The 26,015-nt window shown below is 60.4% G+C and carries 22 protein-coding genes; 10 read left to right on the plus strand and 12 right to left on the minus strand.

Going from position 1 to position 26,015, the window contains the following annotated elements:
• The first annotated feature begins 39 nt into the window (after window positions 1–39).
• The 4 genes from JLG71_RS20340 to JLG71_RS20355 all read left to right on the plus strand — a co-directional run bounded on the left by JLG71_RS20340 (window position 40) and on the right by JLG71_RS20355 (window position 4,916).
• Complete coding sequence (locus JLG71_RS20340; protein WP_200913777.1) at window positions 40–1,029, plus strand: LacI family DNA-binding transcriptional regulator; 990 nt, start codon at window positions 40–42, stop codon at window positions 1,027–1,029.
• 121 nt (window positions 1,030–1,150) lie between these two features.
• Window positions 1,151–1,960 carry an inositol monophosphatase family protein gene (locus tag JLG71_RS20345; RefSeq protein ID WP_025106421.1) on the plus strand — a complete coding sequence of 270 codons (810 nt, stop codon included), beginning with the start codon at window positions 1,151–1,153 and terminating at the stop codon, window positions 1,958–1,960.
• A gap of 300 nt (window positions 1,961–2,260) precedes the next feature.
• Window positions 2,261–3,622 (plus strand): MFS transporter, encoded by a 1,362-nt coding sequence (locus JLG71_RS20350; RefSeq protein ID WP_200913778.1) that lies wholly within the window; start codon window positions 2,261–2,263, stop codon window positions 3,620–3,622.
• A gap of 25 nt (window positions 3,623–3,647) precedes the next feature.
• A complete protein-coding gene (locus JLG71_RS20355; protein ID WP_200913779.1) occupies window positions 3,648–4,916 on the plus strand; it encodes a histidine-type phosphatase in 1,269 nt (422 codons plus the stop codon).
• A gap of 46 nt (window positions 4,917–4,962) precedes the next feature.
• Here JLG71_RS20355 and mtnA read toward each other — a convergent pair whose 3' ends face one another.
• Complete coding sequence (gene mtnA / locus JLG71_RS20360) at window positions 4,963–5,991, minus strand: S-methyl-5-thioribose-1-phosphate isomerase (protein ID WP_025106423.1); 1,029 nt, start codon at window positions 5,989–5,991, stop codon at window positions 4,963–4,965.
• 102 nt (window positions 5,992–6,093) lie between these two features.
• On the opposite strand from mtnA, the gene mtnK reads away from it, so the two are divergent.
• Window positions 6,094–7,293 carry an S-methyl-5-thioribose kinase gene (gene mtnK / locus JLG71_RS20365; protein ID WP_103814103.1) on the plus strand — a complete coding sequence of 400 codons (1,200 nt, stop codon included), beginning with the start codon at window positions 6,094–6,096 and terminating at the stop codon, window positions 7,291–7,293.
• A gap of 345 nt (window positions 7,294–7,638) precedes the next feature.
• On the opposite strand, the gene JLG71_RS20370 is transcribed toward mtnK, so the two are convergent.
• The 4 genes from JLG71_RS20370 to JLG71_RS20385 all read right to left on the minus strand — a co-directional run bounded on the left by JLG71_RS20370 (window position 7,639) and on the right by JLG71_RS20385 (window position 12,583).
• Window positions 7,639–8,880 carry an LVIVD repeat-containing protein gene (locus JLG71_RS20370; protein WP_004848703.1) on the minus strand — a complete coding sequence of 414 codons (1,242 nt, stop codon included), beginning with the start codon at window positions 8,878–8,880 and terminating at the stop codon, window positions 7,639–7,641.
• The gene (locus JLG71_RS20375) at window positions 8,877–9,941 is read right to left on the minus strand and encodes a sugar ABC transporter substrate-binding protein (RefSeq protein WP_014228368.1); all 1,065 of its coding nucleotides are present in this window, start codon (window positions 9,939–9,941) and stop codon (window positions 8,877–8,879) included. The genes JLG71_RS20370 and JLG71_RS20375 overlap by 4 nt, the downstream gene beginning before the upstream one ends.
• Window positions 9,942–10,085: 144 nt before the next feature.
• Window positions 10,086–11,084 (minus strand): ABC transporter permease, encoded by a 999-nt coding sequence (locus JLG71_RS20380; RefSeq protein WP_049071013.1) that lies wholly within the window; start codon window positions 11,082–11,084, stop codon window positions 10,086–10,088.
• Complete coding sequence (locus JLG71_RS20385; RefSeq protein ID WP_200913780.1) at window positions 11,081–12,583, minus strand: sugar ABC transporter ATP-binding protein; 1,503 nt, start codon at window positions 12,581–12,583, stop codon at window positions 11,081–11,083. Before JLG71_RS20385 ends, JLG71_RS20380 begins: the two co-directional genes overlap by 4 nt.
• A 160-nt stretch (window positions 12,584–12,743) precedes the next feature.
• Here JLG71_RS20385 and JLG71_RS20390 point away from each other — a divergent pair, with 160 nt between their 5' ends.
• From JLG71_RS20390 to JLG71_RS20400, 3 genes are all read left to right on the plus strand, one after another.
• The gene (locus JLG71_RS20390) at window positions 12,744–13,832 is read left to right on the plus strand and encodes an oxidoreductase (protein ID WP_014228365.1); all 1,089 of its coding nucleotides are present in this window, start codon (window positions 12,744–12,746) and stop codon (window positions 13,830–13,832) included.
• Between the two features lie 186 nt (window positions 13,833–14,018).
• Complete coding sequence (locus JLG71_RS20395; protein WP_074189018.1) at window positions 14,019–14,312, plus strand: type II toxin-antitoxin system RelE family toxin; 294 nt, start codon at window positions 14,019–14,021, stop codon at window positions 14,310–14,312.
• Window positions 14,293–14,697, plus strand: coding sequence for a helix-turn-helix domain-containing protein (locus tag JLG71_RS20400; RefSeq protein ID WP_004100084.1), 405 nt, complete (start codon window positions 14,293–14,295; stop codon window positions 14,695–14,697). Before JLG71_RS20395 ends, JLG71_RS20400 begins: the two co-directional genes overlap by 20 nt.
• Here the strand turns inward: JLG71_RS20400 and JLG71_RS20405 are convergent.
• From JLG71_RS20405 to entC, 7 genes are all read right to left on the minus strand, one after another.
• The gene (locus JLG71_RS20405; RefSeq protein ID WP_004130340.1) at window positions 14,694–14,891 is read right to left on the minus strand and encodes a YbdD/YjiX family protein; all 198 of its coding nucleotides are present in this window, start codon (window positions 14,889–14,891) and stop codon (window positions 14,694–14,696) included. The two genes, JLG71_RS20400 and JLG71_RS20405, sit on opposite strands and share 4 nt — an antisense overlap.
• Window positions 14,892–14,946: 55 nt before the next feature.
• Window positions 14,947–17,052, minus strand: coding sequence for a pyruvate/proton symporter CstA (cstA, locus tag JLG71_RS20410; protein WP_025108508.1), 2,106 nt, complete (start codon window positions 17,050–17,052; stop codon window positions 14,947–14,949).
• A gap of 424 nt (window positions 17,053–17,476) precedes the next feature.
• Entirely contained in the window at window positions 17,477–17,890 is a 414-nt protein-coding gene (gene entH, locus JLG71_RS20415; RefSeq protein ID WP_046878152.1) for a proofreading thioesterase EntH, read from the minus strand.
• Window positions 17,891–18,646: a 2,3-dihydro-2,3-dihydroxybenzoate dehydrogenase EntA gene (entA, locus tag JLG71_RS20420; RefSeq protein WP_032748650.1), complete on the minus strand. Its 756-nt coding sequence runs from the start codon at window positions 18,644–18,646 to the stop codon at window positions 17,891–17,893.
• Window positions 18,646–19,497, minus strand: a complete 852-nt coding sequence (gene entB / locus JLG71_RS20425) for an enterobactin biosynthesis bifunctional isochorismatase/aryl carrier protein EntB (RefSeq protein WP_025108237.1) — start codon at window positions 19,495–19,497, stop codon at window positions 18,646–18,648. Before entB ends, entA begins: the two co-directional genes overlap by 1 nt.
• A gap of 13 nt (window positions 19,498–19,510) precedes the next feature.
• Window positions 19,511–21,118 (minus strand): (2,3-dihydroxybenzoyl)adenylate synthase EntE, encoded by a 1,608-nt coding sequence (entE, locus tag JLG71_RS20430; RefSeq protein WP_064375885.1) that lies wholly within the window; start codon window positions 21,116–21,118, stop codon window positions 19,511–19,513.
• 9 nt (window positions 21,119–21,127) lie between these two features.
• Window positions 21,128–22,303, minus strand: coding sequence for an isochorismate synthase EntC (gene entC / locus JLG71_RS20435; protein WP_025108239.1), 1,176 nt, complete (start codon window positions 22,301–22,303; stop codon window positions 21,128–21,130).
• 187 nt (window positions 22,304–22,490) lie between these two features.
• On the opposite strand from entC, the gene fepB reads away from it, so the two are divergent.
• Together fepB and JLG71_RS20445 are read left to right on the plus strand one after the other, a co-directional pair.
• Window positions 22,491–23,450, plus strand: coding sequence for a Fe2+-enterobactin ABC transporter substrate-binding protein (fepB, locus tag JLG71_RS20440; protein ID WP_200913781.1), 960 nt, complete (start codon window positions 22,491–22,493; stop codon window positions 23,448–23,450).
• A gap of 229 nt (window positions 23,451–23,679) precedes the next feature.
• Complete coding sequence (locus tag JLG71_RS20445) at window positions 23,680–25,797, plus strand: glycosyl hydrolase family 18 protein (RefSeq protein WP_200913782.1); 2,118 nt, start codon at window positions 23,680–23,682, stop codon at window positions 25,795–25,797.
• Window positions 25,798–26,015: the final 218 nt, after the last annotated feature.

The raw sequence follows: 26,015 nt of genomic DNA on the forward strand, positions 1-26,015 counted from the left end.
CGGCGCGGGCTCACTGAGGATAACCCGTACCCTGATACTATGAGCGAAAAAAAATGGATTAAGGCAGAGGACGTTGCCCGACTCGCTGGCGTCTCCCGTTCCGCCGTTTCCCGCACCTTTACGCCCGGCGCATCGGTGGCGGAAAAAACCCGCCAGAAGGTCCTCGCCGCGGCGGAAACGCTGGGCTATCAGGTCAACATTATCGCCCGCACGATGAATACCGGCAGCAGCAATTTTATCGGCATCGTCACCGCCGGTTTTGATAATCCCTTCCGCAGCAAGCTGCTGTCGCCGCTGGTCCACCAGCTGGCGCTCAACGGTTTTATGCCGCTGCTGATGAACGCCGACGATCCGCAGCAGCTCGCCCCGTCGCTCAGGCAGCTGCTGAGCTATCACGTCGCGGGGGTCATTATCACCTCCGGGGCGCCGCCGCTGTCGCTGGCGGAGGAGTATCTGGAGCGAAAAATCCCGGTGACCCTTATCAACCGCCACGCCGAGCTGGCCGGCTGCGATCGCGTGTGCAGCGACAACGCGCAGGGCGCGAAGCTGGTGGCCGACCTGTTTGCCCAGCGCCAGTGGCGCCAGGTCGGGTTTATCGGCGAAAGCCTGGATAACTTCAGCACCCGCCAGCGCTACGAAGCGTTTGTTGCCCATACCCAGGGCATGGAGGTCGCCGCGCACTTCTGCGACAGCAGCGGCTATCAGGCGGGCTTTGCCGCAGCCAGGCAGTTGCTTGCCGCGCATCCGCAGCTGCAGGCGCTGTTCTGCGCCACCGATATGCTGGCGCTCGGCGCGCTGGACGGCCTGCGGGCGGACAACCCCGCCGCTTCGCTACCGGCGATTATCGGCTTCGATGATATTCCCCAGGCGGACTGGCAGCCCTATCAGCTGACTACCGTGCAGCAGAATACCTCCCTGCTCGCCCACCACGCGGTGGATCTGCTGGTCACGCGGATCGCCAAATTCAGCCTGCCGTCACGCCATCGCGAAGTGCCGGTGAAACTGATCGTTCGTCAAAGCGCGAAATGAAAAATTCATTTTATGCCGGAGCGATCACAGAATAATATTTTTAATCCATCCACACTCATTTTGCCCTTCGGGGCCGTTTTTTTCAGGCAATTTGCACACGTGTGCAAAATAGGGAGTTATGATGAAATCACTGGAATCAAATGAACTGCAGGCCCGCTACCGTTTAGCCTGCGAGCTGGCGAAGGCCGGCGCTGAACTGGCGTTCGAATACTATCAACAGCGCGACCGGCTGACGGTGGATCATAAAGGCGAGGATCTGCAGGACGTGGTCAGCGTCGCCGATAAGCGGGTCGAAGCGTTTGTTAAGCAGCGCATTACCGACGCCTTCCCGCAGGACGGTTTTCTCGGCGAGGAGAGCGGGACGCAGATGCCGGACGCGCGCGTGCTGTGGGTTGTCGATCCCATCGACGGCACCAGCTGTTTTCTTAACGGCCTGCACACCTGGTGCCTGTCGCTGGCCATCATAGCCGACGGCGAACCGGTTATCGGCGTGGTGTACGACCCCAACCATCGCGAGCTGTTCCACGCCCTGAAAGGCCAGGGCGCATGGCTTAACGATGCGCCTATCGCGCCGCATCCGGCAGCGACGGTCAAAGAGGGCGTGATGGGCGTCGGCACCTCGCACCGCGTGACGCCTGCGGTCTTTCTGCCCTTCCTCGATGCGCTGCTGAGCGACGGCGGGATGTTTATCCGCAACGGCTCCGGGGCGCTGATGAGCGCCTGGGCGGCGGCGGGCAGGCTTATCGGCTACTACGAACCGCATATGAACCCGTGGGACGGGCTGCCGGGGCTGGTGCTGATGCGCGAAGCGGGCGGCCTCAGCAACGACTATCTGGCAAACGACGGGATTCGTCACGGTAATCCGCTGCTGCTGGCCAGCAAGACGCTCTATCCACAATTAAAAAACATGCTTTGTCACCCATTACCTTAACCGCATCGGGTCAGGCTTTATCTGATTATGTACTCTACACAACGACAATCAACCCTAAATAATTCGAGTTGCAGAAAGGCGGCAAGTGAGCGACAAATTCGTCGGGAACGAATTTGACCAGCCGAAGGCTGGCCTCCGGTGAGAGGCAGGAGCCTCTCATTAATCCCCAGGAGCTTACTCTGGTAAGTGACTGGGGTGAACGAACGCAGCCAACGCATATGCAACTTGAAGTATGACGGGTTAAACCTCATGGACGAACCACACTAATCAGTCAGGCCTCCGACCTTCGGAGATACCATTATGTCTGGAAGAATTATCGCATTTTTTCGCGCTTCGCCGCCCAAAGCGGGCGGAGAGTTCGATGAGCGGCGCTTTCGCAGCGTGCGCTGGCAAACCTTTATTACCATGACCCTGGCGTACGTCACGTTCTACGTTTGCCGGCTGTCGTTCACCGTCGCCAAAAGCGCGCTGGTGGAGCTTGGCATTACCCCGACGGAGCTGGGCATGATCGGCTCAACGCTGTTTTTCAGCTACGCCATCGGCAAGCTGGTCAACGGCTTTATCGCCGATCATGCCAACGTGGTGCGCTATATGAGCCTTGGGCTGCTGCTGAGCGCCGGGATGAACCTGATGATGGGGATGACCAGCAACGCCATGCTGCTGGCTATCTTCTGGGGGATTAACGGCTGGGCGCAGTCGATGGGCGTCGGTCCGTGCGTGGTATCGCTGGCGCGCTGGTACGGCTGTAAAGAACGAGGCACCTTTTACGCCATCTGGTCGACGGCGCATAACATCGGCGAAGCGATGACCTATATGGTGATCGCGGCGGTGATTGCCGGATTCGGCTGGCAGATGGGCTATCTGTCGACCGCCGCGCTCGGCGCCGCCGGGGTGGTGCTGATGCTGTTGTTTATGCGCGACTCGCCGCAAAGCTGCGGCTTCCCGTCAATCAACGAGATTCGCGACGAACCGCTGGAGGAGACGGAAGCCCGCGGCTCGGTGTTTAAAAACCAGCTGCTGGCGATGCGCAACCCGGCCCTGTGGGCGCTGGCGCTGGCCTCGGCGTTTATGTATATCGACCGCTACGCGGTGAACTCATGGGGGATCTTCTTCCTGGAGCAGGATAAAGCCTACTCTACCCTCGAAGCGTCCGGGATTATCGGGGTCAACGCTATCGCGGGTATTGCCGGAACGATTATCGCCGGGATGCTCTCCGACCGCTTCTTCCCGCGCAACCGCAGCGTGATGGCGGGTTTTATCAGCCTGCTCAACACCGCCGGCTTCGCGCTGATGCTCTGGTCGCCGCACGGCTACTACACCGATATTCTGGCGATGATTATCTTCGGCGCTACCATCGGGGCGTTGACCTGCTTCCTTGGCGGACTGATCGCCGTCGATATTTCGTCCCGTAAAGCCGCGGGCGCCGCGCTCGGCACCATCGGTATCGCCAGCTACGCGGGGGCGGGACTCGGCGAGTTTCTGACCGGCATCATCATCGATAAAACATCGATAATCGAAAATGGCAAAACGCTGTATGACTTCAGTACGCTATCGCTGTTTTGGGTAGGCACCGGCCTGATGTCCGCGCTATTCTGTTTTACCACCGCTGCGATTGTTGCCAGGCGACACGCGATAGAGCGTCAGACCTCATTCTCGTCATAACCGTTTAACTTATAAGGAAGATTTTATGATGCCTGTACGACATCAGGTTTTGCTACGCCTGCTGCTCGCCTGCGCCCTGCCGCTGCTGGCCGCGCCGGGCCACGCCGCCGCGCAGTTTACGCTGGAAAAAGTGGTTGAGCTCAGCCGCCACGGCATTCGTCCGCCGACGGAGGGCAACCGGGAGGCTATCGAAGCCGCGACCCAGCGTCCGTGGACGCAGTGGACCACCCACGACGGCGAGCTGACCGGCCACGGCTACGCCGCCGTCGTCAATAAAGGTCGTGATGAAGGCGCACGCTATCGTCAGCTCGGACTACTGGCGGCGGGCTGTCCGGCGAGTGGAGAGATTTACGTGCGCGCCAGCCCCCTGCAGCGCACGCGGGCCACCGCCCAGGCGCTGGTGGACGGCGCCTTTCCCGGCTGCGGCGTGATGATTCATCACGTCAGCGGCGACGCCGACCCGCTGTTTCAGACCGATAAATTTGCCGCCACGCAAACCGATCCCGCCCGCCAGCTGACGGAAGTGAAGAAGACGGCCGGCGATCTGGCGCAGCGTCGGCAGGCGCTGGCTCCGGCAATTCATCTGCTGAAAAACGCGGTCTGCGTACCCGATAAGCCCTGCCCGGTGTTTGATCTACCGTGGCAGGTGGAGCAGAGCAAAAGCGGCAAAACGTCGATTAGCGGGCTGAGCGTGATGGCCAATATGGTTGAGACGCTGCGTCTGGGCTGGAGCGAGAACCTGCCTCTCAGCCAGCTGGCGTGGGGCAATATTACCCGCGCCAGCCAGGTCACCGCCCTGCTGCCGCTGCTGACGGAGAACTACGATCTGAGCAACGATGTGTTTTATACCGCGCAAAAACGCGGCTCGATTCTGCTCAACGCCATGCTCGAAGGGGTAAAAGAGGGCGCCGCGCCGAACGTGCGCTGGCTGCTGCTGGTGGCGCACGATACCAATATCGCCATGGTGCGGACGTTAATGGACTTTAGCTGGCAGTTGCCAGGGTACAGCCGCGGCAATATCCCGCCGGGCAGCAGCCTGGTACTGGAACGCTGGCGCGACACCCATAGCGGAAAACGCTACCTGCGCGTCTACTTCCAGGCGCAAAGTCTGGACAATTTACGCCGCCTGCAAACGCCGGATAGCCAGCATCCGCTGCTGCGCCAGGAGTGGCATCAGGCGGGCTGCCGGACCACCGCCGTCGGGACGCTGTGCCCGTACCAGGCGGCGCTGACGGCGCTTGGCCGTAATATCGACCCGCAGTCCGCTCCGGCGGTAGAGATGGTGCTGCCATAAGTTGAAGGCGAAGCGAGGGAGGTCGCTTCGCCTTTTTCGCTCAGGTTCAGGCCTTTTCTGGCGCAAACGCCCCGGCGGCGACCTGCTCCGGGGTCACCACGCCGCTGTCCAGCACCCAGCCGCTCACTAACGCCGCGGGCGTGACGTCAAATGCCGGATTATAAACGGCGGCCTCTTTCGGCGCCCACTGCACCGCGCCAAAGCTGCCGGCGACGCCGGTGACTTCGGCGGCCGCCCTCTGTTCAATCGGGATTGCCGCGCCGTTCGGGCAATGGCGGTCCAGGGTAGTCTGCGGCGCGGCCACGTAAAAGGGAATCTGATGATACTTCGCCAGCACCGCCAGCGAATAGGTGCCGATTTTATTTGCCACATCGCCGTTGGCGGCAATACGGTCAGCGCCCACCCAAACCGCGTCGACCTGGCCCTGCGCCATCAGGCTGGCGGCCATCGAGTCGGTAATCAGCCGATACGGCACGCCCAGTTCACCCAGCTCCCAGGCGGTCAAACGTCCGCCCTGTAACAGCGGGCGCGTTTCATCCACCCAGACGTTCGCCACCTTTCCCTGCTGATGCGCCAGCGCAATCACCCCCAGCGCGGTGCCGACGCCCGCCGTCGCCAGGCCGCCGGTATTGCAGTGGGTCAACAGGCGGCTGCCCGGCGTCACCAGCGCGCTGCCCGCCTCGGCGATGCTGGCGCAAAGCTGTTTATCCTCTTCGATCAGGCGCAGCGCTTCCGCTTCCAGAGCCTGTGGAAAGCGCTCCTCCGCCAGCGCCAGCTTCATGCGATCCAGATTATTCATCAGGTTTACCGCCGTCGGACGCGCGGCACGCAGTGTTTCCAGCGCCTCAGATAGCGCATCGCGGGTCAGGCCGCGCTGCGCCAGCAGCGCCAGCAGCAGGCTGGCCGACAGGCCAATCAGCGGCGCGCCGCGTACCCGCAGGGCGTGAATATGGTCCACCAGCAGCGCCACGTTATCCGCCGCCAGCCAGCGTTTTTCCTGCGGTAAAGCCTGCTGGTCAAGAATAAAGAGCTGATTTTCGCTTACCCGCAGGCTGGTGGTCTGTAGTGTCTGCATTTAGTTAAATCCCTGTTGCGTTGTTGTATCACATTGTGTCAGGATGAAATCCAGAAGTATAGACGTCTGAACGGCTTAATCAGAATTTTGAGGATCGAGGCAATGTCGCAATACCATACTTTCACGGCCAGCGATGCGGTGGCTTACGCCCAACAATTTGGCGGTATCGACAATCCGTCAGAACTGGTGTCCGCACAGGAAGTGGGCGACGGCAACCTCAACCTGGTGTTTAAAATTTTCGATATCAGGGGCGTGAGCCGGATTATCGTTAAGCAGGCGCTGCCCTACGTGCGCTGCGTGGGAGAATCCTGGCCGCTGACTCTTGACCGCGCGCGCCTTGAAGCACAAACCCTGGTGGCTCACTATCAGCACTGCCCGCAGCACACGGTGCGGATTGTGCATTTCGATCCCGAGCTGGCGGTGATGGTGATGGAAGATCTCTCCGATCACCGCATCTGGCGCGGGGAGCTGATCAACAACGTTTACTACCCCCAGGCCGCCAGCCAGCTGGGGGAATACCTGGCCCAGACGCTGTTCCACACCAGCGACTTTTATCTGCCTCCTCACGAGAAAAAGGCCCAGGTGGCGCAATTTATTAATCCCGAGATGTGCGAAATCACCGAGGATCTGTTCTTTAACGACCCGTATCAGGTTCACGAGCGCAACAGCTATCCAGCCGCGCTGGAAGCCGATGTCGCCGCCCTGCGCGACGATGCCCAGCTGAAGCTGGCGGTGGCCGCGCTCAAGCATCGCTTCTTTTCCCATGCCGAAGCGCTGCTGCACGGCGATATCCACAGCGGCTCGATTTTCGTCGCCGAAGGCAGCTTTAAGGCCATCGACGCCGAGTTCGGCTTTTTCGGCCCGATTGGCTTCGATATCGGCACCGCCATCGGCAACCTGCTGCTCAACTATTGCGGTCTGCCGGGGCATCTGGGCATTCGCGATGCCGCCGCCGCTCGCGAACAGCGCCTCAGCGATATCCAGCAGTTCTGGACCACCTTTGCCGAGCGTTTTCAGGCGCTGGCGGCGGAGAGATCCCGCGACGCCGCGCTGGCCTGGCCCGGCTATGCCTCCGCGTTCCTGAAGAAAGTGTGGGCCGACGCGGTGGGCTTCTGCGGCACCGAACTGATTCGCCGCAGCGTCGGGCTGTCGCACGTGGCGGATATCGATACTATCCAGGACGACGCCATGCGCCATGAATGCCTGCGCCACGCCATCACGCTGGGTAAAGCGCTGATTGTGATTGCCGGGCGTATCGACAGCGTGGATGAGCTGATTGCGCGAATTCGCCAGTACGGTTGAATCTCCGTCCAGCCTTTCCCGGCTCGCGCTGCGCTTAGCCGGGCTACGGGTTCACCACCGTCTGGGATCAGGTAGCCCGGACAGGCGCGTCAAGCGCCGCCTCCGGGTATGTGCCTCTTTCCCCGGAGGCGATGCTTCGCATCTGTCCGGGCTACGGGTTCGCCACCGTCTGCAATCCGGTAGCCCGGGTAAGGCGCGTCAAGCGCCGCCTCCGGGTATTTGCCTCTTTTCCCCGGAGGCGATGCTTCGCATCTGTCCGGGCTACGGGTTCGCCACCATCTGCGATCCGGTAGCCCGGGTAAGGCGTTTACGCCGCAACCCGGGAAGGCAACAACCCACAATCCCCTACCCCAGATACTCAATCACCGACAGCCCGCCGTTATAGTCGGTGCTGTAAATAATTCCCTGCGCGTCGACGAACACGTCGCAGGACTGGATCACCCGCGGGCGACCGGGGCGGGTATCCATCATTTTCGCCGGCGCGGCGGGCACCAGCGCCCCGGTTTCCACCGGTCGATAAGGGTTGGAAATATCGTAAGCGCGAACGCCCGCGTTCTGATAAGTGGCGAAAATCAGCGTTGAGCTGACAAAGCTGCCGGGACGATTCTCATGCAGGTTATGCGGGCCAAAGTGCGCCCCTTTCGCCACGTAGTCAGCTTCGTCCGGCTGCGGGAAAGTGGCGATACTCACCGGATTCGTCGGGTCGCGAATGTCGAACAGCCAGATCAGCTTCTCGCCATCCTGCTGGTTATCCAGCACCGCCTCATCAAGCACCACCAGCAGATCCCGATCCGGGAGCGGCAGCGCGGTGTGGGTGCCGCCGCCAAACGGCGGGCTCCAGTTACGGTGGCTAATCAGCTTCGGCTGAGTGCGGTCCTGCACATCGAGCAGGGTCAGGCCGCCGTCGCGCCAGCTGCCGTAGGCGGTGTCGCCGGCGATAATCGCGTGATGCAGGGCATAGCGCTTACCTTCCGGCCACTGCGCGGTCTCCCCCGCCGCCTGGTTCATCCCCGGCAGCCACCAGCGCCCGGCGACCTCCGGCTTGCGCGGGTCGGCCAGGTCGATAGTCAGGAAAATGTAGTCGCTAAAGCCGTCAATCAGCGCGGAAACGTAGGCCCAGCGTCCGCCGACGTACCAGATTCGGTGGATACCGATGCCGTTAAGCGACAGAAAAGCGATCTCTCGCGGTTTATCCGGAGTGGAAATATCAAAAATCCGCAGCCCGGCGCTCCAGCCCCTATCCCGTACGTCGCTGACCGTCTCGCCCACCGAACGGGTGTAGTACACCTTCTCGTCGGCGAAGCGGGCATCGGCGAACAGATCCCGGGCGTTGATCACCAGCAGCAGATCATCGTGCGCCTGTAAATGGACGTTCCAGGTACCGGGCGGCGCGGCGATGTAGTTGACCGTTTGCGGATGTTTAGGGTCGCGCACATCCACCACGGAAAAGCCCTGCGAGACCATATGGCCGATATAGGCAAAACCACGATGGACCATCAGCTGAACGCCGTCCGGGCGTCCCCCCTGATCGCTATGCCCGATCAGCCGCATATTGCGGCTGTATTCTGGTGTTGGCAAAACACTCATTTGTTTTTCGCTTCCAGGGTAGCGAACCACGGGGCGATAAAGTCTTCGGTCTGGCCCCAGCCCGGGATAATTTTACCCAGCGAGGCGACGTTAACCGCCCCCGGCTGCGCCGCCAGCAGCGCCTGCGGGATCGCCGCCGCCTTAAAGTCGTAGGTTGCAGGCGTCGGTTCCCCGGCAATCTTATTGGCGATCAGGCGCACGTTGGTGGCGCCGATAAGCTTAGGATCCACCGCTACGCTCACCTTCCACGGGCTGCCGGATTCACGCATCAGCTGCAGATCCTGGTTGGAAATGTCGATGCTGTAGAGTTTGATCTCAGTGCGGCCGTTCTCTTTCAGCGCTTTATAGGCACCCTGGCTGAACGCATCCCAGGTTCCCCAGATAGCATCAATTTTACCTTTCGGGTATTTCGCCAGGATCGCGCCGACCTTGTTGGCGGTATCGCCCTGCACGTCGGAAGAGACCGCGCCGATGGATTCCAGCTCTTTGATGCCGGGGTTTTGTTTAAGAAGCGTCTGGTAGGCCGCCTGGCGGCGCTCCATCGGCGGGAAACCCGCGACCCACAGTTTGACGATATTGGCTTTGCCGTTGAAATCTTTCACCAGCTGGCCAAAGGAGAGCTCGGTCAGCGAAGCATCATCCTGCTGGGTGACGGTGACGCCCGGGATCTGGCCGTTTACCGCGGTATCGAAGACCGAGACTTTGATCCCGGCGTCCACCGCTTTTTTCACCAGCGCGGTGGCGTAGGGATCGCGCCCCTGAGAAAGGATAATGCCGTCGTATTTCTGGCTAATCGCCTGGTTAACGAAGTCCTGGAATTTGGCGTCATCACCGTTGCTGAGGAAGGTACTGATTTTAAAGCCGAGCTTTTTCCCCTCCTGGATCGCTCCGGAGACAAACTGAGTGGTGTTATCGTCGGAGCCCAAGTTGCGGATCACCGCAATGCGAATCGGCCCGCTGTGTTCAGCAATGGCAGCCGGAAGCGGCGTCGGGGTTTCAGCAAAGGCCGCTGCAGCGTTGAACAACCCCAGCGCGATGAGTGAAAATGTTATCTTTTTCATAGTGTTTCCTTTTTGTTACCCTAAATAATTCGAATTGCAGGACGGCGGCAAGTAAACGAATCCCGATGAGCTTACATAAGTAAGTGATTCGGGTGAGTGAACGCAGCCAACACACCTGCAATTTGAAGAATGACGGGTAAAATTTTAGATGCGGCGCTGAAAATAAGTCAGTGCGAGCGCGCCAGCCAGCACCAGCCCTTTAATAATGTCCATCGCGTAATAGGGCACCGAGAGCATCACCAGGCCGTTGGAAAGCACGCCTAAAATGACCGCCCCTACCAGCGTACCGAGCGCGTTCGGCTTACCGGAACCGGCCAGCGAGAAGCCAATCCACGCCGCCGCCACCGCATCCATCAGGTAGCCGCCGCCGGCGTTCACCTGCGATGAGCCGATGCGCGACGCCAGCAGAATGCCGCCGAGCCCCGCCAGCAGAGAGGCGATGACGTACGCCGCCACTTTGTAACGGGTGATGCGCAGGCCGGAGAGGCGCGCCGCTTCCGGGTTGCCGCCGATGGCGTACATCCGCCGTCCGTGGGTGGTAAAAGAGAGCGCCAGCTGAGCGATAACGGTCACCACCAGCATAATGATCACTATCGTTGGCACCTGCCCCAGCGAACCGAACGCCGCCGGAATCGCGCCTTCCGCCATATCGCCGCTCGGCAGCACCATGTTTTCGGTGATCGACCCGCCGTAGCTGTAGGTCATCGCCACGCCCTGAATCACGAACAGGCTGGCAAGCGTCGCCAGCATGTCGGGAATACGCAGGATCACGATCAGAAACGCGTTAAACAGCCCCACTAAGGTACAGAGCGCCAGGGTGATAAGGATCGCCTCGGTGGTGCCGAAGCCGTGCCAGACAAACAGCGAAATCACCAGCGCATTGGCCAGCGAGGCGGTGGAGCCCACGGACAAATCGAAACCGCCGATGGTCAGGGATATCGATACGCCGATGGCGATCACCGTCACGATGGCGATGGAACGCAGGATGTTGATGATGTTAAACGGGTCGAGGAAGTTGTCCGACGCCAGGCCAAAAACGGCGATCAGCAGGACGACGGTCAGCAACATGCCCCATTTGTAGAGAAAATCGAAAAATCGCTGACGGCCCGATACCGTCGCGTTAACTGCCAGGGCCTTACTCACGCTGCTGCTCCTCCGGTGGAGTAATAAAGAATGTTCTCTTCCCGGGCCTCCGCGCCCGCAATTTCCGCCACGATGCGCCCGTCCCACAGCACGCAGATGCGATCGCACAGGCCGACCAGCTCGGCGAATTCGCCCGAGGCGTAAATCACCCCTTTGCCTTCCCGCGCCAGGCCGTCGATCACATTGAATAAATCCGTTTTGGCTTTGACGTCGACCCCTTTGGTCGGCTCATCGAAAATCAGGACGTTGGCGTTGCCGCGCAGCCATTTGCCTATCGCCACTTTTTGCTGATTGCCGCCGGAGAGACGGCGCAGGGTTTGCGCCGGACCCGATGTCCGAATGCCCACCCGGGCGATCACCTCTTCCGCCCAGCGCCAGGCCTGACGATGGCCAAACAGGCTCCAGCGGGAGAAGCTGCTATCGGTGCTGACCGCCAGGTTCATCGCCACCGTTTCTTCGATAAAAATGCCCTCTTTGCGCCGCTCTTCCGGCACCAGCGCCAGACCACGCGCCACCGAGTCCGCCGGGTCGCGCGGTCGCCACGGCTGGCTGTTCAGTTCGCCGCGGGTCAAACGGCTTTTGCTGGCGCCAAACAGCGCCTTACACAGCTCGGTTTTCCCGGCGCCCGCCAGTCCGGCGATCCCCAGAATCTCCCCCTTGCGCAGACGCAACGAGATATCCTGCAGCAGCCCTTCGTCGTGCAGCCCTTCAACCTGTAGCAGCACCTCATCGCTATGCGGCGGCCGCTTCGGCGGAAAGATATCGCTCAGCTCGTGCCCGAGCATCTTCTCGACGATCTGCTCGCCGCTCAGGTCGGCCATCGGCCCGCTCTCAATCAGCCGGCCGTCGCGCAGCACCGTCAGGGTGTCGCAGACCGCTTTTAATTCATGAATACGGTGCGAGATAAACACGATACCAATGCCCTGCCGCTGCAGGCGGCGAACCACCGCAAACAGGCGCTCGCTTTCGTTTTGGTCCAGCGGCGCGGTCGGTTCATCGAGGATAAGAAAGCGGCAGTGATGCGACAGCGCGCGGGCCAGCAGGATTTGCTGTTTTTCCGCCAGCGTACAGCTGTCGATGGAGCGGCGTACATCGAGGCTGACGTCAAGCTGAGCCAGCGCCTCGCGCGCCAGCTGGCGCAGCCGCCCCCAGCGGAAGGCGATCCCCGGCTCCGCCAGCCTGTCGAGCATGATGTTTTCCGCGATGCTCAGGCCCGGGACCAGCGCCACGTCAACCTCCTGCTGCACCAGATGGATCCCCAGCTGTTTGGCATCGCGCGGCGAGCGGATGCTTACCGACTGGTTGTTAATCACCACCTCGCCTTCGTAGTGGGCGTGCGTGCCGCACAGCACCGCCATGAGCGTGGACTTACCCGCGCCGTTGGCGCCGGTCAGCGCATGCACCGATCCCCCCGTCAGGGTGAAAGCCACGTTGCTGAGCGCCCGAAAGCCGGAAAAGGCCAGGCTAATATTTTGCATCTCAAGGCGATTGCCGGTCATCCCCTGCACCCTGTCGATTAATGTTCTGATTTAACGAATTTTTCATAGCTGTCCTTGACTGACAAATGCATAAAAGGCATAAGATAAAGCGAAATAATATTAGCCATCCGGATGTCCAGACATAACATCGGGTTAGCGAAACAGCACAAGGACAACATTGATGAGTCACAGCGATATCCGCGTGGTCCCCGGCCCCGCCAACTACTATTCCCATCCCGGCAGCCTTGCCCGGCTGCAGGATTTTTACAGCGAAGAACAGCTTTCACGCGCGGTGTGGGTTTACGGCGAGCGGGCTATCGCGGGCGCGCAGGCTTTCCTGCCGGCAGCGTTTAACGCGCCTGGCGCCAAAAAAATATTATTTAAAGGCCACTGCAGCGAAAGCGACGTCAGCGAGCTGGCCCGCGCATCCGGCGACGATCGATCGGTGGTGATTGGCGTGGGCGGCGGCGCGCTGCTCGATACCGCGAAGGCGCTGGCCCGTCGCCTCGGCCTGCCGGTGGTGGCCATCCCCACCATCGCCGCCACCTGCGCGGCGTGGACGCCGCTGTCGGTGTGGTATAACGATGCCGGTCAGGCGCTGCAGTTTGAAATCTTCGACGACGCCAACTTTCTGGTGCTGGTGGAGCCGCACATTATTCTTAACGCGCCGGCGGAATATCTGCTGGCGGGCATCGGCGATACGCTGGCGAAATGGTATGAAGCGGTGGTGCTGGCTCCGCAGCCGGAGACGCTGCCGCTCACCGTGCGCCTGGGTATCAACGGCGCGCTGGCGATCCGCGATGTTCTGCTGGAAAGCAGCGAAACCGCGCTGGCCGACCAGCAGCGCGGCGAGCTGACCCAGGCGTTTCGAGACGTGGTGGATGCGGTTATCGCCGGCGGCGGTATGGTCGGCGGGCTGGGCGAGCGCTATACCCGCGTCGCCGCCGCCCACGCGGTGCACAACGGGCTGACGGTACTGCCGCAGACCGAGAAGTATCTTCACGGGACCAAAGTCGCCTACGGCATTCTGGTCCAGAGCGCCCTGCTCGGCCAGGACGACGTGCTGGCGCAGCTGGTGCAGGCGTACCGGCGCTTTAATCTGCCGACTACGCTGGCGGCGCTGGAGGTGGACATCAACAACCGCGAACAGCTGGATAAGGTGATTGCCCATACCCTGCGCCCGGTGGAGTCCATCCATTTTCTGCCGGTTGAACTGAACGCCGAAACCCTGCGCGCGGCGTTTGAGAAGGTCGAACGTTTCGCCGGTTAATCCCCCGTTTTATTCGCCTCTGCCGCCCGGCGGAGGCGCTTTCGAGCCGCCTCGCAAAGCCGATGTTTCTGCCTTCGCCAGAAGACGATTCTGCGTTAGGGTACCCTCATAAGAAAATAACAAACTTATCTTATAAACTTATTATTTTCTTATGTTCAACTGAGGTGTACAGTGGAGGTACATAGCATGCTCATCTGGTCAAAAGTGGCAAAAAAGGAACCGGCAAATATCGATTATCGCTATCAGCAGAGAATCAAAAGCAGGCTAGCTGATTTAGGTGACCGTACGGCTCCTCGGCCCGATGTCAGAAAGTTATCTAAACCAGAGAATCATTACCGTCTTCGGGTAGGGGATTATCGGGTCATTTTCACACGTCAGGGGCTGACGCTGAGCGACCTGTTTATCGTGTCCGTTAAGCGCAGAACCTCAACAACCTATTTGCATGAGGAGAATATGCCATATGGCTGTTCAGATAATTAAGGATGATGAAGGGAAAGCGCAGTACGCGGTGATCCCCTACGACGAATACTTCCAGATGTGTTTGCAGCTAGCCGAGCTGGATGATGAAACGGAAGCCGATCTTGAAGATATTCCGGTAGAACACGATATCTACGACAACGTGATGCTGCCGGGTGACGTCTGCGACATCATGGATAAAGAGAAAGTCAGCCTGCAGGCGGCCTGGCGCATTTTGCGCGGCCTGTCGCAGCAGGAGGTGGCCAATAAGCTCGGGATTAGCCAGTCGGCGGTATCCCAGCTAGAAGCTATCGATTCCCGCCCGCAAAAGCGCACCCGCGAAAAGCTGGCGGCAATATACGGCTGCACCCAGGAGCAGATCAGCCTGTATCTGCCGAAAGAGGGTTAACAGCACTTCGCGCCGCCTTTACCGCCGTAGCGCGCGTCCTGACGCTCGCGAAAAAACTCTTCATAGGTCATCGGCGTTTGTTCCGGATGGGTCGCGCGGATGTGCTCCACGTAGTTGTCGTAATCCGGGACGCCGATCATCATTTTCGCCGCCTGGCCTAAATATTTTCCGGCTTTCGAAAGGGTATCAAACATTTTCAACTCCCATCATCGCCCCCCTTCTCGCAAAAGAGGGCGATAACGTCATGGCTTAGTGGGCGCGTTTCGCCTGGGTCACCAGGCTATCAGCATCAGCAGGCATCGCCTGGTAAGGGGTCTCTTTCGCCGTCGGTTTGTCCTCTTTCAGCGCCGCCAGCGCGGTCTTAATCGAGAACAGCGCCAGCACGACCACCACCACCATAAAGAAGATGGTCAGCCCGGCATCCAGACGGTTGTTAAACACCAGCTGCGCCAGCTGCGACTCGGTGTACTGCGGCGGAATATTGCCGCTGTCAATCATCGCCTGGAACTTGTTGGCAATCGCCAGGAAGCCCACTTTGGTATCGGTGCTGAACGACTTCTGCCAGCCCGCGGTCAGGGTACAGATCAGCAGCCAGGAGGTCGGCAGCAGCGCGACCCAGGCATAGCGCTGGCGCTTCATCTTAAACAGTACCACCGCGCAGAGCATCAGCGCCATCCCCGCCAGCATCTGGTTGGCAATACCAAACAGCGGCCACAGCGTGTTGATGCCGCCAAGCGGGTCAACCACGCCCTGATGCAGGAAGTAGCCCCACGCCAGCACGCACAGCGCCGTGGCGAGAAGGTTCGCCGGCAGCGAGCTGGTTTGCTTCAGGCCCGGGCTAATCACCCCGAGCAGATCCTGCAGCATAAAGCGCGCCGCGCGCGTGCCGGCATCCACCGCGGTCAGGATAAACAGCGCCTCGAACAGAATCGCGAAGTGATACCAGAAGGAGACGTCCATCAGGCCGCCCAGCGAACCGTGCAGAATATAGGCCATGCCCACCGCCAGCGTCGGCGCGCCGCCCGCACGGGAGATAATCGACTGTTCCCCCACTTCGTTCGCAATCTGATTAAGCGTATCCGGGGTTACGGTAAAGCCCCAGCTGCTCACCACCTGCGCCGCCGACGCTACCACATCGGTCACGCCCGCCGGGGCCAGCACCGCCATTGGGCTGTTCATCGCGAAGTAGACGCCCGGGTCGATAATACAGGCCGCCACCAGCGCCATAATCGCCACGAAGGACTCCATCAGCATGCCGCCGTAGCCGATAAAGCAGGCCTGGCCTTCATTAGCCAGCATCTTCGGCGTCGTGCCGGAGGCAATCAGGGCATGGAAGCCGGAAACCGCGCCGCAGGCGATGGTGATAAACAGGAACGGGAACAGGCTGCCGCTCCATACTGGCCCGGTGCCATCGATAAATTTGGTCAGCGCCGGCATCGTCAGCGTCGGACGCATAATCAGAATACCAATCGCCAGACCGACGATGGTGCCGATTTTCAGGAAGGTGGAGAGGTAGTCGCGAGGCGCCAGCAGCAGCCAGACCGGCAGCACCGCGGCGATAAACCCGTAGCCCACCAGAATCCAGGTGAGCTGTACGCCGGTGTAGTCAAACCACGGCGCCCAGGTCGGGCTTTCCGCCACCCAGCCGCCGGAAATGATAGCGAACACCAGCATCACCAGGCCAATCACCGACACCTCGCCAATGCGCCCGGGGCGCAGATAGCGAATATAGATCCCCATGAAAATCGCCAGCGGGATGGTAAAGGCCACGGTGTAAGTCCCCCACGGGCTGTGGGTCAGCGCTTTCACCACGATCATCGCCAGTACCGCGAGGATAATCACCATGATCATAAAGCAGGCTACCAGCGCCAGTACGCCGGCGGTCGGGCCCATCTCCTCTTTCACCAGCTCGCCGAGCGAACGTCCGTCGCGACGGGTGGAGACGAACAGCACCATAAAGTCCTGTACCGCTCCGGCCAGCACCACGCCCGCGAGGATCCAGATCATTCCCGGCAGATAGCCCATCTGCGCCGCCAGCACCGGACCAACCAGCGGCCCCGCGCCGGCAATGGCCGCAAAATGGTGACCGAACAGCACTTTCTTATCGGTTGGAACGTAGTCGAGGCCGTCGTTGTGACGCACCGCCGGAGTCATGCGCGTCGGGTCGACCGCCAGCACGTTTTTAGCGATATACAGGCCGTAAAAGCGATAGGCGATCAGATAGACGCAGACTGCCGCGACGACAATCCACAGCGCGTTAATCTGTTCACCCCGGTTTAGCGCGATATAGCCCAGGGCAAAGGCTCCGATAACGGAGAGCAGTGTCCAGATGAGGTATTTCCCTGAATTATTCATCATTGTGTTCCACAGGTAGGGTAATCAGGATGTTACAAGTTGTTTCTAGAACACAATGGAAGTTTTAACAACTTTGAAACGTTGCAGATGTCGCCTGACGGCAAGGATTTATCTCACATTGCAAGCGAGATCACTTCTGGCAGGAAAATGGATGAAAACGGGGAGGGATAATCTGTCACTGCATCGCATCCTGTTTCCCCGGAGGCGGCGCTTGACGCGCCTGTCCGGGCTACCGGTCCGCAGACGATGGTGAACCCGTAGCCCGGGTAAGCGCAGCGCGACCCGGGAAGAAGCCGCACCGATACATTCATCCCGGCGTATCCCCGGGTTGCGGCGTAAACGCCTTACCCGGGCTACCGGTCCGCAGACGATGGTGAACCCGTAGCCCGGGTAAGCGCAGCGCGACCCGGGAACAGGCTATGCCTCAGCCGAGGACAGCCGTGCCCAGACGGCAGGTGCAGCAGCGTCGTCCCCGCTCGTCGAACACCGCAATTTCCCAGCTCTGGCCCTGACGCCCCAGGTGCAGCGCCCGGCATTCGCCGCGGACTTTGCCGCTGGAGACCGCCCGGTGATGGGTGGCATTGAGCTCGGTCCCCACTACGCACTGCCCCTCTTCGGTCATCAGCCACCCGGCCATCGAGCCCAGGGTTTCCGCCAGCGCCGCGGAGGCGCCGCCGTGCAGCAGCCCGAACGGCTGATGGGTTCGCGCGTCGACCGGCATTTCCGCTTCCAGCAAGCCCTCCTCAAGCCGGGTATAAACGATGCCCAGATGCGCCACCATCGTATTGACGCTGGTCGCGTTGAGTTCATCCAGCGTCAGCTGACGTTTCCAGGCCATTTATGCCCCCAGCGTCGAGCCGCCGTCCACCACGATATCCTGCAGCGTGATATGGCTGGCGTGGTCGGAGGCGAGGAACAGAATGGTATTGGCAATCTCCTGCGGGCGGGCGATTTTACCCAGCGGAATGCCCAGCTTAAACTGCTCACCGAAGCCGCGAATGCGCTGCTGCTCAGCGTCATCGCTCACCCACAGCGTCCGCTGCATATCGGTATCGGTAGAGCCAGGAGAAACCAGATTACAGCGTACGCCGCTGCCCGCCAGCTCCAGCCCGACGGTCAGCGCCAGGCTCTTCAGCGCCGCCTTTGATGCGCCGTAGGCGCTCATGCCAATGCGCGGCGTATGCGCAGCGTCGGACGCCACGGTCACAATCGCCCCGCCTTTTTGGCGGCGGAACTGCGCCATCGTCTGCTGGAACAGGTTAAACGCCCCGCCAACGTTAACGGCAAAGGTCTGCTGCCAGTCTTCCTGGCTCAGCGCATCGGTCGCCCCCATCCGCAAAATACCGGCGGCATTGACCAGCACATCCAGCCGCGCGATCCCTGCCAGCAGGCGGCCGCACGTCTGCGCCACCTGCTGCGCGTCGGCAACGTCCAGCGTCTCGGTGGCGAACGGGTAGCTTTCGCCGTCGAACGCCAAATCAAACCCGGTTACCTGCGCGCCGGCCTCAACGAACGCCAGGGCGGTGGCGTAGCCGATCCCCTTGCCCGCGCCGGTGACCCACACGGTCCGGCCGTGAAAATCGAGCCCGTTCATTATTTCACCTCGCGGGAAAGCAGCGCCCACCAGGCATCAATGGTCGGATTTTTCGCCAGCACCACGAAGTCGATATCGCCGTGCACTTTACGCCAGCGGGCGGCGAGCGCCATCATGCGTACCGAATCCAGGCCGTAGTCGATCAGGTTTTCGTCATCCATCGGTTCGTCGGATTCATCCAGCAGCGGCAGCACCAGCGCCCGCAGCGCCGCTTTCGATGCCGGCAGCGGCAGCAGCTCTTCGGTCATCACCACGCGACCGGAGCGACCCGCCACGTAGTTGAGCGCCATCAGGTGCTCCTCGCGGCTGAAATCGGCCAGCGCGTCGGCAACGAAGAACGGCTTAATATCGCGCATAAACGCATCGGTCGCAGTGGTCATGCAGCCGATATGGGCATATACGCCGGTGATGATTAGCTGATCGCGCCCCGCCTCTTTCAGCATCTCCTCCAGCGGCGAGCGATGAAACGCGCTGTAGCGCCACTTCACCAGCACGGTGTCGTTGTCGTCCGGCGCAAGCGCGGCAATCACCTGCTGCTGTTCCGGCGAACGGGTCAGGCCCGGCCCCCACATGTCGTTCAGCAGCGCGCGGTCTTCATCGCTCTGCTCTTTCGGCTGGGCGGTGTAAAAAACCGGAATATGGTTCTGTTTGCAGAACTCGCGCAGGGCGGCGATGTTGGCCACCACTTTCTCCATCATCGCGCTGTTTTCGCCCCAGAAGTTAAGGAAATACTCCTGCATATCGTGGATCAACAGCGCGGCACGGGACGGCTCAAATGCCCAGTTCACTTTGTTCGCCGGGATATCGCTGGCTTCCGGCAGCGCGTAAGCCTGTAATTTTGGGATTGCCATTCTGTCTTCTCCTTCAGCCCAGCTTGCGTTCAGCCAGCCACTGACGTAATTGTTTTTTATCGACTTTGCCCACCGGCGTCAGCGGCAGCGCATCAACGCACTCCACGCGGTCCGGCAGTTTAAATTCTGCGACCCCTTGTTCCCGCAGGAAGCGGCGTACCGCCACCGCGCGCAGAGGCTCTTTTACCACCAGATATGCGCAGCTCTTTTCCCCCAGCAGGCTATCTTCCATGCTGACCAGCGCGACGTGGATCACCGCCGGATGGCGCAGCAGCAGGTTTTCGATCTCTTCCGCCGCGATCTTCTCGCCGCCGCGGTTGATCTGATCTTTTTCCCGCCCCTGCACGGTGATATAGCCATCTTCATCGATCGAGATCAGATCGCCAGAGCAGTAGAAACCATCGGCATCAAAGGCCTCGGCATTATGCTGCGGGCTCTTGTAGTACCCGCGGAAGGTATAAGGGCCACGGGTCATCAGGCGCCCGACTTCGCCGCGCGGCAGCGGATTACCCTGCGCATCGGCCACCCACACTTCGTCATCAGGACACATCGGGCAGCCCTGGGTATTGATAATGCGCTCGGGGCTGTCGTTGAGGCGGGTATAGTTCACCAGCCCCTCCGCCATGCCGAAGACCTGCTGGAGCTGACAGCCGATTTCCGCCGGAATACGCGCGGCGAGGGTCGCGGACAGGCGCGCCCCACCTACCTGCAGCAGCCGCAGCGACTGCAGACGGGCATTGCTGCCGGACTCATAGATCTCCTGTAACCACAGGCTTACCGCCGGCGGAACCAGCGAGGTCAGGTTAATCTGGTGCTTTTCGATCAGCGGGAAGCAGAGGGTGGCGCTCGGGTCGTGCGCCAGCACCACCACGCCGCCGGCGAGGAAGACGCCGAGTGAACCCGGCGAGCTCATCGCGTAGTTGTGGGCGGCGGGAAGCGCGTTCAGATAGCGCGTTTCGGCGCTTACGCCGCACAGCTGGTTGCTGCGGCGAATGCTGTATTCGTAGTCGTTATGAGTACGCGGAATGAGCTTCGGCGTACCGGTGCTGCCGCCGGAGAGCTGGAAAAAGGCCACTTCGTCAGCGGGCGTCGGATGCGCGACGAAATTATCGTCAGGCCGCGCGATGGCCGCCGCCAGGCTGCGTTCGCCGCCGTCGTTCAGCAGCAGGGCCACGCGTACCGACGCATGCTGGGCGACAAAAGCGTTAAGAAAATCATCATCGGCAAACAGCGCGTGTTCGCGGTCGGCAATCAGCAAAGCGGGTTCAATCTGCGCGGCGTAGGCGTTCAGCTCGCTACGCTGGTGGCTGAACAGCGCGTTGACCGGCGCAACGCCGATACGCAGCAGCGCGAAGAAGGTGATATAAAATTCCGCAACGTTGCCCAACTGCACCAGCGCCGTTTCGCCGCGCTTCAGGCCCTGACGCTGCAGCGAGGAGGCGAGGTTATCCACCAGGCGGTTGAATTCACGGTAGCTGTAGCTTTTGTCGCCGTCGATAATCGCGGGAGCGTCGTTTTCCGCATGACGGGTAATCAGATGGGTTAGCGGCAGATCCTGCCAGTAACCTTTTTGCCGATAGCGGGCCGCAAACTCTTCCGGCCAGCGGGTAAATTCGATCATCATAGTCCCTTATTGCAAGCCGAATACGTTCAGCATGGTGGTCAGTTTGACGCCGGTTTCGCGCCACTCGCCTAGCGGCGAAGAGGCCGGGACGATACCTGCGCCAGCAAATAGCCGCAGGGTGCGCTGCTGCAGGCGCGCGCAGCGGATGGTCACCACCCACTCGCCGTTGCCTTCATCATCGCACCAGCCGACGATGCCGCCGAACAGCTGACGGTCGAACGGCTCCAGTTCGTTAATCAGGCGTTTCGCCGCCTGATGCGGGAAGCCGCTCAGCGCCGGCGTCGGGTGCAGCAGGCAGGCCAGCGACATGGCGTTCTCATTTGCCAGCGCGGTGCCCTGAATCTGCGTCGCCAGATGCCACAGGGTCGGCGTGGTGATCAGCTGCGGAGAGTCCGGCAGGGAGAGTTCGCTGCTGCGCGGCGCTAATACGGCCTTCATCGCCTGGGTCACCAGCTCATGTTCGTGGCGGTCTTTTTCCGATGCCAGCAGCCTGTGCCCCGCTTCGCGGTCCAGCACATCGTCCGGCTGGCGACGGGCCGAACCGGCCAGCGGCAGAGAGCTGAAATGCGCGCCTTCTTTACGCAGCAGCAGCTCCGGGCTGGCGCCCAGCAGCACGCCGCCGTCCGAGAGCGGCACGTGGAAGTTATAGCTGGCCGGGTTCTGGGCGATCAGGCGCTCGAGCAGCGCCCCGCTATCAACCCGTTCGCGGGTGGTGATATCAATCAGGCGCGAGAGGACCACTTTGTCCACTTCCGGCGTCGCGGTGAGGGCCGCCGCGCGCGCCACCATCGCCATGAAGGTGTCCTGTTCGGGGATCTCCCGGCGCTGCACCACGTCCATCGGCTGTTGCCCGGACGCATAGCGCGCGGAGTGCTGCTTTTCAGTGCGGGAGAACGCTGTCCAGCTCGCGGGGATAAACAGCTCGGAAGGCTCACTGGTATCGAACGGAATGGCGCCGACCATCACAGGCTTTGCGATCCCGGCAGCCCGCGCCGCTTTAAACGAGGCCGCTATTTTTTGCTGAAACTCCCCGTCCGGATTATCGCCGTCGGCGGCCGGATGAGAGAATCGGCTAAAGCAGCCAGCGGTGGTGAAGCTGCGGTACGGCGACATAAAGAAGAAGCTTTCCGGCGGCAGAGTCATTTTTTTCTCCCGTACTTCCTCAGCCAAAGACGTTTCCATATCATCCTCCAAAAACGATAAAGATATTACGAATAATTATCATTTATATTTTGGTTGGGTAACCTAAAAGGTATTGCGCGCTATGTCAACCGTACAGGTAGCATGTTGTGCGACTTAAGCTTGCATCGACGCCGCTCACAGCTGAAAATGAGAAGCATTTATCACTACTTAACCAGGATGCGAATACGTGAATTTCTCCACCTTTTGCCGCCGTACCCTCCTCGCCAGCGGCCTGGCGATTTTCGGAATTAGCTCAGCGCTGGCGGCAGACTGGCCGCGTCAGATAACCGACAGCCGGGGACCCCATACGCTGGAAAGCCAGCCGCTGCGCATTGTTTCCACCAGCGTGACGCTGACCGGCTCGCTGCTGGCGATTGACGCGCCGGTGGTGGCCAGCGGGGCCACGACGCCCAATAACCGCGTCGCCGACGGTCAGGGATTTTTACGCCAGTGGAGCGATGTGGCGAAAGCGCGCAAGCTGTCGCGCCTCTATATTGGCGAACCGAGCGCTGAGGCCGTCGCGGCGCAAATGCCGGATCTCATTCTGATTAGCGCCACCGGCGGCGATTCGGCGATGATGCTCTACGACCAGCTTTCCACCATCGCCCCGACGCTTATCATTAACTACGATGATAAAAGCTGGCAGGCCCTGCTGACCCAACTGGGGGAGATTACCGGCCACGAAAAACAGGCGGCGGAGAGAATCGCGGAGTTTGATAAAAAGCTGGCGGCGCTGAAAGAGAAAATGAAGCTGCCGCCGCAGCCGGTTACCGCGCTGGTCTACACCACCGCGGCCCATAGCGCCAATATCTGGACCAAAGAATCCGCTCAGGGACAGCTGCTCGAGCAGCTGGGCTTTACCCTCGCCGACCTGCCCGGCGGGCTGCATGCCAGCCAGAGCCAGGGAAAACGGCATGATATCGTGCAGCTGGGCGGGGAAAACTTAGCCGCCGGACTTAACGGCCAGAGCCTGTTCCTGTTTGCCGGCGACCAAAAGGACGCCGACGCGATTAACGCCAACCCGCTGCTGGCGCATCTGCCCGCCGTTGAAGGCAAACGCGTTTATCCGCTGGGGACGGAAACCTTCCGCCTGGATTACTACAGCGCCGTACTGGTGCTGCAGCGCTTAGCGACCCTCTTTGCGTAAGCCACGCTTCCCGGCGCCGGTCGCCGGGATCTCATCGCGCCTCATTTCATATATCATCGCGTTGTTATAACAGGCTTTTTCACCGTTTAACGCCCTATCACCCTCATCGCCCATCAGCCGAAATATCATCGTTTCAGGTGTTAATTTGTGATTAGCCCCGGCCGCCGCGTTGCCCGATTATCTGCCCCACACCGCTTGAGGTGGTCATTCAACACAGAAGGAAATTAACGTGGCAACGAGCAAATTGATTCAAGGCGATACGCTGACCGAAACCAGCAACGCCGCAGACGGCTTTAACCCGGCAACAGAAGTGAGCGCATACAGCTATACCTCCGCTCGCGTCGCTAAACCGGTCTATAACAAATACAAAGCTTCCACCACCAAACCCAAAGTCTTCGGCTACTACACCGACTGGTCACAGTATGATGGTCGTCTGCAGGGCGATAATTCAAAAGATAACCGCGGTCGCGGCTACGACCTGACCAACGTTTCTCCTACCGCCTACGACAAAATCATCGTCGGTTTCGTCGGCGTGACCGGCTTCCACAAAGTAGACAACCTGTGGCGCGACGTGGTTGCCGAAGGTGCCGATCAGTGCGGAAAAGTGAAGTACGAGCCCACCTTCCTCGACCCGTGGGGCGACTTCCAGTCTTACGTTAACGTTGGCCACACCGTCAGCGGCTGGGATGTCGATCCGAAGACCGTGACCCAGAGTAATACTAAAGGCCTGCTCGGCGGCCTGCGCGATCTGCAGGCCAAAGCGAAGCAGCAGGGCCACGACCTGGTGCTGTCCATGAGCATCGGCGGCTGGAGCATGAGCAACGGTTTCCATGAAACCGCCGCGTCTGACGCCGCGCGTAAGGTCTTTGCCAAAGGCGTGGTAAAACTGTTCAAACAGTTCCCGATGTTCAGCGAAGTGGATATCGACTGGGAATATCCGAACGCCGAAGGCGCTGGCAACCCGTACGGCCCGGAAGACGGCGAGAACTACGCCCTGCTGATTGGCGAACTGCGTAAGCAGCTGGACGCCGCAGGCCTGAGCAACGTCAAAATCTCCATTGCCAGCTCGGCGGTGGTCAAGACGCTCGGCTACTCCAACGTCAATGCGCTGCTGAAAGCGGGCCTGTACGGTATCAACGTCATGACCTATGACTTCTTCGGTACCCCGTGGGCGGAGAGCGTGACCCACCACACCAACCTGAAGGCGCTGGAAGAAGGCGGCTGGGGGGTGGATACCGTTGTCGGCCATCTGCTGTCCGAAGGCTTCCCGGCAGAGCGAATCAACATTGGTTACGCTGCCTACACCCGTAACGGGCGCAACGCGGAGCTGGAATCCCTTTCTCCGCTGAAGGGTACCTATAACCCGGGCACCGGCACCACCGTAGGCTCCTTCGAATCGGGCACCACCGAATGGTACGACATCATTTATAACTACCTGGATCTGGAAAACCAGAAAGGCCGTAACGGCTTCAACGTCTACACCGACAAGGTTGCCGACGCGGACTACCTCTACAACCCTGACAGCAAACTGTTCATGTCCCTGGATACGCCGCGCACGGTGAAAGCCAAGGGCGAATACGCCGCCAGCCTCGGCCTGGGCGCGCTGTTCACCTGGACAATCGACCAGGACAACGGGGTGCTGGTTAACGCCGCCCGTGAGGGTCTGGGCTATGAAATGGCGTCTGAAATTATCGATATGGAGCCGTTCTATTTCGAAGGCATCAACGTCGACCCGGCGGATACACCGGATGAACCGGAGGAAGAGGAGGAGGATACCGTCCAGCCTGAACCGTCGGTAAACCATGCGCCGAAAGCCGCTATCGAACTGATGGTGGTAGGCGGCTCCCGCGTGCGTCTTTCCGGCGAAAAATCTTCTGATGAAGATAACGACGAGTTGACCTTTAGCTGGGGCGTGCCCGCGGCGATCAACGTCGCCGATAAAACCGCGGCGGTCATTGAGTTCGATGTGCCGAAAGTGGCTGCGGATACCGAGTATACCTTCACCCTGTTCGTGCGCGATACCTGGGGTGAACCGTCAACGCAGCAGCGCTTTGTGCTCTCCGTCGTCGCCGCGACTCAGACTGATGATACCGAGGACGAGCCGGCTGACGACCAGGATCGCACCGATGATACGCCTCAACCGGCAGATGATGATGCTGTTCCTTCTGACGAAACCACGCCTTACCCGCTGTGGAATGCCAGCACCGTCTATGGCAGCAACTGGGGCAGCTTTGAAATCGTGAGCTGGAAAGGCCATAACTACCAGGTGAAATGGTGGTCTCAGGGCAACCAGCCGGATCTGAACTGCGGTCAGTTCCAGGTCTGGAGCGATCTCGGCGCGTACTAAGCGTAAATCGTCACTGACGAGTGATAGCCAGCCCCGGAGCAATCCGGGGCTTTTTATTATCGCTCTTTTCGTTTTCCCGGTGGCGCTACCGGGCAACTGCAGGTCGGTAGCCTGGGTTGCGCCGGGATAACTACATCGGTGCGGCTTCTTCCCGGGTTGCGCTGCGCTTACCCGGGCTACGGGTCCACCGCCGTCTGCGGGCCGGTAGCCCGGGTCAG

The organism is Klebsiella michiganensis (assembly GCF_015139575.1).
In the GTDB taxonomy this organism is placed as follows: domain Bacteria; phylum Pseudomonadota; class Gammaproteobacteria; order Enterobacterales; family Enterobacteriaceae; genus Klebsiella; species Klebsiella michiganensis.

Coding starts and splice junctions, on each gene's coding strand:
- mtnA (WP_025106423.1), bottom strand. CDS start 5,991: ATGCAGACACTACAGACCACCAGCCTGCGGGTAAGCGAAAATCAGCTC.
- JLG71_RS20370 (WP_004848703.1), bottom strand. CDS start 8,880: ATGAGTGTTTTGCCAACACCAGAATACAGCCGCAATATGCGGCTGATC.
- JLG71_RS20375 (WP_014228368.1), bottom strand. CDS start 9,941: ATGAAAAAGATAACATTTTCACTCATCGCGCTGGGGTTGTTCAACGCT.
- JLG71_RS20345 (WP_025106421.1), top strand. CDS start 1,151: ATGAAATCACTGGAATCAAATGAACTGCAGGCCCGCTACCGTTTAGCC.
- JLG71_RS20395 (WP_074189018.1), top strand. CDS start 14,019: ATGCTCATCTGGTCAAAAGTGGCAAAAAAGGAACCGGCAAATATCGAT.
- entH (WP_046878152.1), bottom strand. CDS start 17,890: ATGGCCTGGAAACGTCAGCTGACGCTGGATGAACTCAACGCGACCAGC.
- JLG71_RS20390 (WP_014228365.1), top strand. CDS start 12,744: ATGAGTCACAGCGATATCCGCGTGGTCCCCGGCCCCGCCAACTACTAT.
- JLG71_RS20405 (WP_004130340.1), bottom strand. CDS start 14,891: ATGTTTGATACCCTTTCGAAAGCCGGAAAATATTTAGGCCAGGCGGCG.
- JLG71_RS20350 (WP_200913778.1), top strand. CDS start 2,261: ATGTCTGGAAGAATTATCGCATTTTTTCGCGCTTCGCCGCCCAAAGCG.
- entC (WP_025108239.1), bottom strand. CDS start 22,303: ATGGAAACGTCTTTGGCTGAGGAAGTACGGGAGAAAAAAATGACTCTG.
- cstA (WP_025108508.1), bottom strand. CDS start 17,052: ATGAATAATTCAGGGAAATACCTCATCTGGACACTGCTCTCCGTTATC.
- entE (WP_064375885.1), bottom strand. CDS start 21,118: ATGATCGAATTTACCCGCTGGCCGGAAGAGTTTGCGGCCCGCTATCGG.
- JLG71_RS20355 (WP_200913779.1), top strand. CDS start 3,648: ATGATGCCTGTACGACATCAGGTTTTGCTACGCCTGCTGCTCGCCTGC.
- entB (WP_025108237.1), bottom strand. CDS start 19,497: ATGGCAATCCCAAAATTACAGGCTTACGCGCTGCCGGAAGCCAGCGAT.
- JLG71_RS20385 (WP_200913780.1), bottom strand. CDS start 12,583: ATGACCGGCAATCGCCTTGAGATGCAAAATATTAGCCTGGCCTTTTCC.
- JLG71_RS20340 (WP_200913777.1), top strand. CDS start 40: ATGAGCGAAAAAAAATGGATTAAGGCAGAGGACGTTGCCCGACTCGCT.
- JLG71_RS20400 (WP_004100084.1), top strand. CDS start 14,293: ATGGCTGTTCAGATAATTAAGGATGATGAAGGGAAAGCGCAGTACGCG.
- mtnK (WP_103814103.1), top strand. CDS start 6,094: ATGTCGCAATACCATACTTTCACGGCCAGCGATGCGGTGGCTTACGCC.
- entA (WP_032748650.1), bottom strand. CDS start 18,646: ATGAACGGGCTCGATTTTCACGGCCGGACCGTGTGGGTCACCGGCGCG.